The following is a 12,739-nucleotide window of genomic DNA, read 5'->3' as shown; positions in this document are numbered from 1 at the left end:
GCCATGAATGTATTGTCTTCCGTCGACACCAAGAAGGCCGAGGCTGCCGACACCGTGGATGAGCTCTGGTACAAGGACGCCATCATCTACCAGCTCCACGTCAAGGCGTTTGCCGACAGCAACAATGACGGCATCGGCGATTTCGCCGGGCTGACCGAGAAGCTGCCCTATCTCCAGGATCTCGGCGTCACCGCGCTGTGGCTGCTACCGTTCTATCCCTCGCCCGGTCGCGACGACGGCTACGACATTGCCGACTACGGCTCGGTCAATCCCGATTTCGGGACGATGAAGGATTTCAAGCGCTTCATCCAGGAGGCGAAACGGCGCGGTCTGCGCGTCATCACCGAACTCGTGGTCAACCACACCTCCGACCAGCACAATTGGTTCAAGCGCGCGCGCCGCAGCCCGGCAGGCTCGAGCGCCCGCAACTGGTATGTCTGGAGCGACACCGACCAGAAATACCAAGGCACGCGCATCATCTTCACGGACACGGAAAAATCGAACTGGACCTGGGATTCGGAAGCCGGCGCGTTTTATTGGCACCGCTTCTTCTCGCACCAGCCCGATCTCAATTTCGACAACCCGCGCGTCGTCAGCGCGCTGATCCAGGTGATGAAGCGCTGGCTCGATGCCGGCGTGGATGGTTTCCGGCTGGACGCGATTCCCTATCTCTGCGAGCGCGAGGGCACATCGAACGAGAACCTCCCCGAGACGCATGCGATCATCAAACGCCTGCGACAGGAGCTCGACGCCTACGCCAAGGGCAAGCTGCTGCTGGCCGAGGCCAATCAATGGCCCGAGGACGTGCAGGAATATTTCGGCCGCGGCGACGAGTGCCACATGGCCTACCACTTCCCGCTGATGCCGCGCATCTACATGGCGATCGCGCAGGAGGACCGCTTCCCGATCACCGACATCCTGCGCCAGACGCCGGACATTCCGGCGAGCTGCCAATGGGCGCTGTTCCTGCGCAACCACGACGAACTGACGCTGGAGATGGTCACCGACGTCGAGCGCGACTATCTCTGGACCACCTACGCCAACGATCCCCGCGCGCGCATCAATGTCGGCATCCGGCGGCGGCTTGCGCCGTTGATGGACAACGACCGGCGCAAGATCGAGCTGATGAACTCGCTCCTGCTGTCGTTCCCCGGCACGCCCATCATCTATTACGGCGACGAGATCGGGATGGGCGATAACATCTACCTCGGCGATCGCAACGGCGTGCGCACGCCGATGCAATGGAGCCCGGACCGCAACGGCGGTTTCTCGCGCGCCGATCCGGCCCGCCTCTACGCCCCGCCGATCATGGACCCCGTCTACGGTTACAGAATCGGTCAACGTCGAGGCGCAGTCGCGCAGCCTGTCCTCGCAGCTCAGCGCGACCAAGCGGCTGATCTCGGTGCGCAAGTCGACGCTTGCCTTCGGCCGCGGCAGCATGACGTTCATCCGCCCGACCAACCGCGCCGTGCTCGCCTATGTCCGGCAGTATCGCGACGAGGTGATCCTCTGCGTCGCCAACCTTTCGCGCGCAGCACAGGCGACCGAGCTCGACCTGTCGCCGTGGAAGGACCGCATCCCGCAGGAAATGCTCGGCCGCACCCGCTTTCCCGCGATCGGCGAGCTGCCCTACATGATCACGCTGGGACCGTACGGCTTCTACTGGTTCCAGCTGTTGGAGCGCGACAAGTCCGAACCGGTGAAGCCGAGCGCAGTGCCCGAGTTCGAGACGCTGGTGGTGCCGGTCAATTCGACCTGGGTGTCGCTCGCCCGCGAGCGCGGCGTGTTCGAGCGTGACGTGCTGCCGGGATTTTTGTCGCGCACGCGGTGGTATCCCGAGCACAACCCCAAGCACATCAAGCCGACGCTGACCTCGGCGGTGCCGTTCTGCGACATCGGCGACAACCGGCCCTGGATCGGGTTCTTCGAAGCAACACAACATGGCGTCGCCACGCGTTACGTGGTGCCGATGCAGATCGAGTGGGTGCGATTCGACCGCGAGCGCTTCAATCCCAAGGCGCTCGCCGCCGTACGCCAGGGCGCGCGCGAAGGCACGCTGCTCGACGTCGCAACCGACCAGATCTTCATCGGCCTGTTCCTGCGCAATTTGTCGCAGCACCTGGTGGTGGAGGAGAACAATCTGCGGCTGGAGTTCAAGCCCACCAGCCTGTTCGCCGATTACACCGTCAAGGAGCCCGAGCGCATCCGCGCGATCGAGCAGTCGAACAGCACCGCCCTGGTTGACAATCAATACGTCGCCAAGATCTATCGCCGGCTCGAAAGCGGCATCAATCCCGAGACCGAGATCGGGCGCTATCTGACCGAGGTCGCGCGCTTCCCCAACACGCCGGCGCTGCTCGGCACCGCTGAACTGGTCGAAGGCGATAGCCGCAGCACGATCGGCGTGCTGCATGCCTATGTCGAGAACCAGGGCGACGGCTGGGCCGTGACCGCGGCCTATCTCGACCGCTACGTGGATGAACAGCGGCTGCTGCCGGCGGATGAGGCGTCCCGCACAACCCCGGACCAGGCGCCTTATCTGCACCATCTGGCACAGACCGGGCGGCGGCTCGCCCAGCTGCATATGACGCTTGCTGCCGCAAAGCCGGCCGATCTTGCCGCCGAGCCAATCAGCCCGGCACACGTCAACCGCTGGACGTCGGACATCAAGGCACGCGCCGAGCACGTGTTCGAGCGGCTGATCGAAAGCCGCGAGGGCCTGCGGGAAGCCGACCGGCCGCTGGTCGACCAACTCGCGGCGACGCGCCCGACCCTGCCGGACCGGTTGAGTGCGCTATTGCTATCCGACACCGCCGGGCTGAACATCCGTCATCATGGCGACTTCCGCCTCGGGCAAACTCTGATCGTGAAGGACGACATCTTCATCATCGATTTCGACGGCGATCCGCGCCTGCCGCTGGCCGAGAAGCGGCGCAAGGCACCGGCCGCGCGCGACGTCGCCGGCCTGATCCGCTCGATCGAGTTCGCGGCAACCGCGGCGTTGAATCGAGCGCTCAACGGCGCCTCTGACGAGCAGGGCCGGCTCGCGGCGGCGCTCGGTGAATGGCGCGAACGTGCCACGACCACCTTTCTCACCGCCTATCGCGAGGCCATGACCGACCGACGGTTATGGCCCAATGGCCCGCATTTGGCGGATGGCCTGTTAAGCTTTTTCCTGCTTGATCACGCGTTCGACGAAGTAGAGTACGCGCTGTCCCACCGGCCAGAGGGGCTCAGCGCGGCACTGACCGGGCTGCTTCGCATGATGTCCAATGCCGAGAGCGAAGCCCATGCCTAAACTGCCTGCCGAAGCCTACGCCATCATCGAGGGCCGCCACTCCGACCCGTTCCACTATCTCGGGCTGCATCCCGAGGGCGGAAAGAGCGTGGTGCGCGCCTTCCTGCCCGAGGCCTCCAATGTCGAAGCGGTCGGCGAGCACGGCGAGGTGGCGCGGCTCGACCGCGTCCACGACGCCGGCCTGTTCATCGGGGCCCTGCCCAACGGCTCGAGGCGCTATCAGTTGCGTGCGAAATTCGGCGATAATATCGTCGAGTTCGAGGACGCCTACCGCTTTCCGCCGATCCTGACCGACTTCGACCTCTATCTGCTCGGCGAAGGCACCCATCAGCGTCTCTACGACAAGCTTGGCGCGCATCCGATGACGCTCGAAGGCGTCGACGGCATCGGCTTCGTGGTGCTGGCGCCGAACGCGCGGCGCGTGGCCGTGGTCGGCGATTTCAACTTCTGGGACGGGCGACGCCATCCCATGCGGGTGCGCGGCTCCGGATACTGGGAGTTGTTCATTCCGCACGCCAAGGCCGGCGACCATTACAAGTTCGAGATCGTCGGGCCGCACGGCCATCTGCTGCCGCTGAAATCCGACCCGATGGCGTTTGCGACCGAGCTGCGTCCGAAGACAGCGTCCATCGTGTTCGACGAAGCGCATCTGCCGCGGCCGCGCCCGGCGACGGACGGCATCAACGCATTGTCGGCGCCGATGTCGATCTACGAGGTCCATCTCGGCTCGTGGCGGCGCAAGAACGGCAACGAATGGCTCACCTACCGCGAGCTCGCCGAGCAATTGCCGGCTTACGTCCGCGACATGGGCTTCAGCCATGTCGAATTCCTGCCGGTGAGCGAACATCCGTTCGACGGCTCATGGGGCTATCAGCCGACCGGCCTCTACGCGCCGACGAGCCGCTTCGGCACGCCGGAGGATTTCGCGGCGCTGGTCGATGCCTGCCACCGCGAAGGCGTCGGCGTGCTGCTCGATTGGGTGCCCGGGCACTTCCCGGACGATCCGCACGGGCTCGGCAGCTTTGACGGCACCGCGCTCTACGAGCACGCCAACCCGCTCCAGGGCCGTCACCTCGACTGGGGCACGCTGATCTACAATTACGGCCGCACCGAAGTGACGAACTTCCTGGTGTCGAACGCGCTGTTCTGGCTGGAGCGCTACGCCATCGACGGGCTGCGTGTCGATGCGGTCGCCTCGATGCTGTATCTCGACTACAGCCGCCCGCCGGGTGCGTGGATTCCGAACCAGTATGGCGGTCGCGAGAACATCGAGGCGATCGCGTTCCTGCGCCGCTTCAACACCGAGCTGTTTGCCCGATTCCCGCAGGCGACCACCGCTGCCGAAGAATCCACCGCGTGGCCGCAAGTGTCCCGTCCCGTCGAATTCGGTGGGCTCGGCTTCGGCTACAAGTGGAACATGGGCTGGATGCATGACACGCTGAACTACATCAGCAAGGATCCGATCCACCGCAAGCATCATCACGGCGACATCCTGTTCGGGCTGCACTACGCCTTCTCGGAGAATTTCATCCTGCCGCTGTCGCATGACGAGGTGGTGCACGGCAAACGCTCGATCCTCGGCCGGATGCCCGGCGACGAGTGGCAGCGCTTCGCGAATTTGCGCGCCTACTACAGCTTCATGTTCGCCCATCCCGGCAAGAAGCTGCTGTTCATGGGCGCTGAAATCGCGCAGAGCCGCGAGTGGAATCACGACCAATCGCTCGACTGGCACCTGCTCGAATACAAGAACCACGCCGGCGTTCAGTCGCTGATCCGGGATCTCAATAGGGTTTATCGCGCGGTGCCGGCGCTGCATCAGATGGATTGCGACCAGGCCGGCTTCGAATGGCTGATCACGGACGATGCCAACCGCAACGTCTTCGCCTGGATGCGCAAGGGGACCGCCGAGCACGCGCGGTGCCTGGTGATCGTCAACTTCTCACCCAATGTCTATCGCAATTATCGCGTCCGCGTACCCTTTGCCGGCAAGTGGAAAGAGGTGTTCAACTCGGACTCCGCTCATTACGGCGGCACCAATGTCGGGAACATCGGAGAGGTTCAGGCCGTTGACGGCAAGTCGCCCGAGCTACGCCTCACGGTTCCGCCTCTCGCGGCCATCTTCCTCGTTCCGGAAAGCTGACACATGCGCCTGACTGCTGGATCGCCCGCACGCCTCGGTGCAAGCTGGGACGGGCGCGGCACCAATTTCGCGCTGTTTTCCGCCAATGCGCAAAATGTCGAGCTGTGCCTGTTCGACAGTCAGGGCCGCCGTGAGCTCGAACGCATCGAACTGCCCGAGCGCACCGAGGATGTCTGGCACGGCTATCTCAACGACGTCTCGCCTGGTCAGCTCTACGGCTATCGCGTCCACGGTCCCTATGAACCCGAGCACGGCCACCGCTTCAACGCCAACAAACTGCTACTCGATCCCTATGCCAAGCGGCTCGCCGGACGCTTGGTCTGGAGTGACGCACATTTCGCCTACCGCACCGGCAGCGCGCGCGAGGACCTGTCGTTCGACCGGCGCGACAACGCCCGCGGCATGCCCAAGGGCGTCGTCCTCGACGAGACCTTCAACTGGGGCCGGCGCGAGATCAGGCCCAACATCCCCTGGGAGGACACCATCATCTACGAGGCCCACGTCAAGGGCCTGACGCAGAAGCGCGACGACGTGCCGCCGAACCTGCGCGGCACCTATGCCGGCCTGTCGTCGCCCGCGATGATCGAGCATCTGAAGAAGCTCGGTGTCACCACGGTCGAGCTCCTGCCGATTCACGCGTTCGTCGACGACCGCGTGCTGGTGGAGAAGAAGCTCGCCAATTATTGGGGCTACAATACGCTGTCGTTTTTCGCGCCGGAGCCGCGCTACGCCCAGGACAATGCGCTCGATTCTTTCCGCACCACTGTCGCGCGGCTGCACGATGCCGGCATCGAGGTGATGCTCGACGTCGTCTACAACCACACCGCTGAAGGCAATCATCTCGGCCCGACTCTATGCTACCGCGGCATCGACAATGCCTCCTATTACTGGCTGAACCGAGAGAACCCGCGCTACTACGACGACTTCACCGGCTGCGGTTCGTCGGTGAACCTGACCCATCCGCGCGTGCTCCAGATGGTGATGGATTCGCTGCGCTACTGGGTCGAGGTCTGCCACGTCGACGGCTTCCGCTTCGACCTCGCCACCACGCTCGCGCGCGGGCCGAACGGTTTCGATCGCGGCATCTCGTTCCTGACGGCAATCCGGCAGGATCCGGTGCTGGCGACCGTCAAGCTCGTCGCCGAGCCCTGGGACCTCGGCCTCGGCGGCTATCAGGTCGGCGCATTCCCCTCGCAATGGTCGGAGTGGAACGATCGCTATCGCAGCGCCATGCGCCGCTACTGGAGCGGCGAAGGCAGCCTGATCGGCGACATCTCCAGCCGCATGACGGCGTCCTCGGACCTGTTCAACCACGATGGACGGCGGCCGCGCGCCAGCATCAACCACATCACGGTGCATGACGGTTTTACGCTGGCCGATCTGTTCAGCTACAACGAGAAGCACAACGAGGCCAATGGCGAGGACAATCGCGACGGCTCCAACGACAACCACAGCAACAATTGCGGGGTCGAGGGACCAACCGACGATCCGGAAATCCTCAGCCTGCGCCGGCAGCTTCGCAAGAACGTGCTCGCCTGCCTGATGCTGGCCCAGGGCGTTCCCCTGCTTCTGGCCGGCGACGAGGTCGGCAACTCGCAGTCCGGCAACAACAACGCCTATTGCCAGGACAATGAGATCGGGTGGATCGGCTGGGACAATCTAGGCAAGGACAGCGACGACATGGTCGATTTCGTTGCGCAGCTCGCCGAGATCCGCCGCCGCTTCTCGCAGCTTCGCAGCCACCGCTGGCTCGACGGCCGTCCCGCGGACGGCGTCTCCTACGGTGCGCTCTGGCTGACCCCTGCCGGCGACGAGATGACGGAGAGTGACTGGAAATTCCCGGAAGGGAGGTTCCTCTCCTATGTGATGGGGCCGGTGGAACCCGGCGGGGCTGCGATCTTTATCGTTCTGAACGCCGCCCCCGAAGAGATCGCATTCAGATTGCCCAAGATGAGCGAATACAAGAGTTGGCTGCAGGTCCTGAACACGACAGACGCCAAGCTGAACACGACTGACTTCCTGCCCGGAAGCGACAGCAAGGCGCCGCCGCGCTCGGTGCTTGCGTTCGCGGGCGCGCGATGAGGCCGTCCTTCGGCGCCAGGCCGACGAATGAGGGCGTGTCGTTCCGCCTGTGGGCTCCGGCTGCACGACGCGTCGACCTCCTGCTCGAACGGCGTCATGCCATGCGGCGGCGCGAGGATGGCTGGTATGTGGCCGACATCGCCGGCCTGAGCGCCGGGAGCCAATACAAATTCAGGATCGACGACGAGATCGACGTGCCCGATCCGGCCTCGGCATTCCAACCCGAGGACGTATCCGGCCCGAGCGAGGTGATCGATCAGGCGGCGTTTGAATGGCGCGCCAGGGACTGGCGCGGCCGCCCCTGGGAAGAGACGGTGCTGATCGAGACCCATGTCGGTACGTTCACGCCGCAAGGCACTTACCGCGCCATGATCGACAAGCTTGATCATCTGGCTGCCAGCGGCATCACCGCACTCGAATTGATGCCGCTGGCCGATTTCGCCGGCCGCCGCGGCTGGGGCTATGACGGCGTGCTGTGGTACGCGCCCGACAGCGTCTATGGCCGGCCCGAAGACTTGAAGACGTTGATCGACGAGGCGCATCTGCGCGGGCTGATGGTGTTTCTCGACGTGGTCTACAATCACTTCGGCCCCGAGGGAAATTACCTCGGCCGCTACGCGCCGACCTTCTTCACCGATGCCCACACACCTTGGGGCAGCACGATCGACTATCGGGTGCCGCAGGTACGGGCCTTTGCGGTCGAGAATGCGCTGTCCTGGCTCGCCGACTACCGCTTCGACGGTCTGCGCCTGGATGCCGCCAATCACATCATGACGATCCCCGGCGAGCAGTCGATGTTGCAGGAGCTGAGCGTTGCCGCCGGCGAGCTCGCCAAGGCCACGGGACGACACATCCATCTCGTGCTGGAGAACGGCGACAACCAGGCGAGCCTGCTCGATGCCGCGCAGGAGCCGCCGAACGGAAAATATCGCGGACAGTGGAACGACGACTATCATCACGTCTGGCATGTGATGCTGACCGGCGAACTCGCCGGTTATTACGCAGATTACCAGACGCCGCGTATGGACCTTGCGCGCGCGCTCGCGTCGGGCTTCGTCTATCAGGGCGAAATCTCGGAATTCTGGGGCAAGAAGCCACGCGGCGAGCCAAGCGGCGAGCTGCCGCCGGCAACCTTCGTCAACTTTCTCCAGAACCACGACCAGATCGGCAACCGGCCGCTGGGCGATCGGCTCGAGAGCCTGGCACCGCCGCGCCAGATCGAGGCCGCTCTCGCAGTGACGCTGCTTGCGCCGATGGTGCCGATGCTGTTTCAGGGCGAGGAATGGGGCTCGACAGCGCCCTTCCCGTTCTTCTGCGATTTCCAGGGCGGACTGGCTGACGCGGTGCGCAAGGGGCGCAAGCGGGAATATGCCTGGGCCTACGAAAAATATGGCGACGAGGTACCCGATCCGCTCGATCCAGCCACGCTGCAATCGGCCGTGCTCGACTGGGACAGCCGTACGCCGGAACAGAACGAGCGATTGGCTTTGGTGCGCGAGCTGCTCTCGCTTCGCCGCAAGCAGATCGCGCCGCGGCTGAAGGGGGCGAGTTTCGGCGACGCCCGGGCCGGCGACAATGGTTTGCTGACCGCACATTGGCGTATGGGCGATGGCGCGATACTGCGGCTCGCCGCCAATCTGTCGGACAAGGACATCGCGCATTCGGACAACAACGCAGGCACGCCGATCTGGGGCGGCGCGGCCAGCGACCGGCTCTTGCCGTGGTCAGTAGTCTGGCGCCTCGGAGGTTAGCATGCCTCCGGCCATTCCTCTCGCGACCTATCGCCTCCAGCTCACGGCGGATTTCGACTTCGACAAGGCCGCCGCCGTGGTGCCGTACTTGAAGGCGCTGGGGATCACGCATCTCTACGCGTCGCCGGTGATGAAGGCCCGCAAGGGCTCGACCCACGGCTACGACACAGTCGATCACAGCCAGTTCAATCCCGAACTGGGCGGTGAGCCCGGCTTCGCGCGGCTGAGCGACGCGCTCAAGCAGCACGATCTCGGACTCATCATCGATTTCGTGCCCAATCATGTCGGCGTGCATTTTGCCGACAATCCGTGGTGGCTGGACGTTCTGGAGTGGGGCCAGGCCTCGCCGCACGCGGTTTCCTTCGACATCGATTGGGATCAATTGGCCTACCGTGCCCGCGGCGGCGTGCTGCTGCCGATCCTCGGCGCGTCCTATGGCGAAGCGCTCGAGCGCGGCGAGATCGAACTGCGCTACGACCCCGACGAGGGCAGCTTTTCGGTCTGGTATTTCGAGCATCGCCTGCCGATCGCACCGGAGCGCTATGGCGAAATGCTGCGGGCGGTGGTGAAAGAGGCGGATGCCGCAGAGACGGAGGCTGGCAAGCGCCTGCTTTCGCTCGCGACCCGCTACACGGGATTGCGCCGGCCGAATCGCAAGGAAGCGCCCGGCTTCAAGGCCGAGCTGAAGCAGATCGCGGGCGCCGCCGAAATCATCGCGAACGGCCTTGGCGCCTATCGCGCGGCCAAGGATCGTCCGGCGCAGACACTGGCGCTGCATCATCTTCTGGAGCGCCAGCACTACAAGCTCGCTCATTGGCGGCTCGCGTCCAGCGACATCAACTACCGCCGCTTCTTCGACGTCAACGGGCTCGCCGGCCTCCGCGTCGAGGATCCCGGCACGTTTGCCGCCACCCATCGGCTGGTGAAGCAGCTCGTCGCCGAGGGCAAATTGCAGGGCATCCGCCTCGATCACATCGACGGCCTGCGCGACTCCGCGCAATATTGCCAGCGGCTGCGCCGGCTGGTGCGCGACGCGCAAGGCACGACGAAGCCGTTCTTTACCGTCATCGAGAAGATCCTGTGCGAGCACGAGCGCCTGCCGCACTTCGCCGGCGTTCAAGGCACCACCGGCTATGAATGGTTGAACGTCATCACCCATGTGCTGGTCGATCCCAAGGGATTGGAGGCACTGGACGAGACCTGGCGGCAAATCAGCAACCGGCCGCCGCGGCTTGCGCCTTACGTCAAGGATGCCAAGCGGCGCGTGCTGGAGACCTTGCTCACCAGCGAATTCATCGTGCTGACGCGCCTGCTCGCACGCATCGCCAACGGGCATTATTCGAGCCGGGACTTTTCCGCCGACAGCCTGCGGCAGGCGCTCGAACTCTACGTGCTGCACTTCCCGGTGTACCGCACCTATCTCACGACCGGCGCGCCCGCCGCGCACGACCGCAAATTGATCGACCATACCATCGAACGCGCCCGCGCTGAATGGTTCGCCGCGGACGAGGGCATTTTCGACTTCCTGCGCGATGCGCTCACCATGGACCTGCTCAAGCCCGACCGCCCCCCGCATAGCGCCCCAAGAGTGCGCCGCTTTGCACTCAAGGTGCAGCAGTTCACCGGACCGATGATGGCGAAGTCGCTGGAGGACACCGCCTTCTATCAATTCCACCGGCTGCTCGCCCTGAACGAGGTCGGCGGCGATCCCGCCAGCAATGGGCTCACCGTTCCCGCTTTCCACGAGGCCATGCGGGCCCGCGCCAAGGAATGGCCGCACGGCATGACGGCAACGGCCACGCATGACACCAAACGCGGCGAGGACGCTCGCGCGCGGATCGCAGCCCTGAGTGAAATTCCCGGCGAATGGACCAGCATGGTTTCGCGCTGGAAAGTCCTGAACGCGCCGCATCTCGCGTTGGATGGTAATTTGCGCGCGCCGTCGGCCACATTCGAATATATGCTCTACCAGACCCTGCTCGGCGCCTGGCCGCTCGACGGGCTCGGCGGCGATTTCGTGGAGCGCATCCAGGCCTACGCGCTCAAGGCCGCACGCGAGGGCAAGGAAGAGACGAGCTGGCTCAATCCGCATGAGGCGTACGAAGCGGGCGTGCGGAGCTTCATCGCGACAATCCTCGATCCCGCGCAGTCCGCCGAATTTCTGGAGTCGCTGCAAACCCTGGCGCGCCGCGTCGCGCTGCTGGGCGCGTTGAACTCGCTGAGCCAGCTCACGCTGAAGGCAACGTTGCCCGGCATTCCTGATTTCTACCAGGGCACCGAATTCTGGGACCTGTCGCTGGTCGATCCCGATAACCGCCGCCCGGTGGATTTTGCCGCGAGGCATGCAGCCCTGAGCTCGCCGGACAACCGGGATTGGAGCGGCCTGATCAAGAGCTGGCCGGACGGCCAGATCAAACTCGCCTGGACGCGGCGGCTGCTCAAGCTGCGCAACGCACTCGCCGACGTCTTCGCCCATGGCGACTACCAACCGCTGGAGGTGCGGGGCGCGCACGCGGAGCATGTCATCGCCTTCGCCCGGCGACATGGCCGTGACGCGGCGATCGTCGTGGTCGGACGGCAGTTCGCGCCATTTACGCAAACGGGCCGCGAATGGCCCGTGCTGGAAGGCTTCGACGCGACCATCAATATCGCAGGCTATTCCGCGCCGGGCTTGACGAGAAACGCGCTGCAAGTTGCACAGGCTTTTCGTGAACTTCCCGCGGCCGTGGTCGAGGCACGCACCGCAGGCGCGGTCAAGCCCGCGCGGCAGCGCCTCCGCGCCTGAAGCTTACTTTCCGTCGTCCTTTGTCAGCAGCAACTGCCCGCGCTTGCGGATCGTCGCCTGCGCCATTTCGGCAAAGCGCTGCAATAACCACGGCAGCACCACCTGAACGTTGACGTGGTCGTCGGTGACATCGACCTGGCCGCTCGCGATCTGGCCGAGCGCACGGATGCGAAAATTCATGCTGTCGCCGCTCCAGCGCTCCTCCTCCACCTGCATGACGGGAATGCTGGCCGCCGCACGGCCAAGGCCGCTCTTGAGCCGTCGTATAGCCTCTTCGCGGCCGAGACGATGGGGAATTGAAACGACGAGCGGTGCCGACATGATCCTGCGATCCTCAACTCATTATGTCGGCCGCACGGGCAAAGGTTCCATGCGCTTGCCGCCTGCCATCCTGTTTCATACGCGGAACTTTCAAACCTGCGGCAAGTTGCCGTGGCACAACGTACAAACACAACCCTCTGACAAAGGGCTGGAGGAGTTTCGCATGTCTATCGGTACGATCATTCTGATCATCCTGGTCATCGCCCTGCTCGGCGGCTTCAGCGGCATCGGCGGTGGCCCGTTCTACGGCACCGGTTATTACGGCGGCGGCGGGCTCGGGCTCGTGATCATCATCCTGCTGATCCTGCTGCTGATGGGGCGAATCTAGTTCTCGTAGGGTGGGCAAAGGCGCTGTTGCGCCG

At 64.4% G+C, this 12,739-nt stretch carries 6 protein-coding genes and 1 pseudogene; 6 read left to right on the top strand and 1 reads right to left on the bottom strand.

All coding sequences use genetic code 11. From position 1 onward, the window contains the following. The first annotated feature begins 3 nt into the window (after positions 1–3). From treS to treY, 5 genes and pseudogenes are all read left to right on the top strand, one after another. Positions 4–3,298: pseudogene (gene treS / locus AB8Z38_RS32105) on the top strand (maltose alpha-D-glucosyltransferase). Then, complete coding sequence (gene glgB / locus AB8Z38_RS32100; protein WP_369721599.1) at positions 3,291–5,438, top strand: 1,4-alpha-glucan branching protein GlgB; 2,148 nt, start codon at positions 3,291–3,293, stop codon at positions 5,436–5,438. The pseudogene treS and the gene glgB overlap by 8 nt, the downstream one beginning before the upstream one ends. A 3-nt stretch (positions 5,439–5,441) precedes the next feature. Further along, entirely contained in the window at positions 5,442–7,520 is a 2,079-nt protein-coding gene (gene glgX, locus AB8Z38_RS32095; protein ID WP_369721598.1) for a glycogen debranching protein GlgX, read from the top strand. After that, entirely contained in the window at positions 7,517–9,271 is a 1,755-nt protein-coding gene (gene treZ / locus AB8Z38_RS32090) for a malto-oligosyltrehalose trehalohydrolase (RefSeq protein WP_369721597.1), read from the top strand. The genes glgX and treZ overlap by 4 nt, the downstream gene beginning before the upstream one ends. 1 nt (position 9,272) lies before the next feature. Continuing rightward, on the top strand, positions 9,273–12,056 hold the full coding sequence (treY, locus tag AB8Z38_RS32085; RefSeq protein WP_369721596.1) for a malto-oligosyltrehalose synthase: 2,784 nt from the start codon (positions 9,273–9,275) through the stop codon (positions 12,054–12,056). 3 nt (positions 12,057–12,059) lie between these two features. Here treY and AB8Z38_RS32080 read toward each other — a convergent pair whose 3' ends face one another. Further along, the gene (locus tag AB8Z38_RS32080) at positions 12,060–12,377 is read right to left on the bottom strand and encodes a polyhydroxyalkanoic acid system family protein (protein ID WP_369721595.1); all 318 of its coding nucleotides are present in this window, start codon (positions 12,375–12,377) and stop codon (positions 12,060–12,062) included. Positions 12,378–12,540: 163 nt separating this feature from the next. Between AB8Z38_RS32080 and AB8Z38_RS32075 the strand changes: the two genes are divergently transcribed. Then, positions 12,541–12,705, top strand: a complete 165-nt coding sequence (locus AB8Z38_RS32075) for a DUF3309 family protein (RefSeq protein ID WP_084298933.1) — start codon at positions 12,541–12,543, stop codon at positions 12,703–12,705. Positions 12,706–12,739: the final 34 nt, after the last annotated feature.

Origin of the sequence: Bradyrhizobium sp. LLZ17 (assembly GCF_041200145.1) — a bacterium.
Lineage (GTDB): Bacteria > Pseudomonadota > Alphaproteobacteria > Rhizobiales > Xanthobacteraceae > Bradyrhizobium.
Note: the sequence above shows the minus strand (reverse complement) of the source record. Positions and strands in the feature narration are given on the sequence as shown.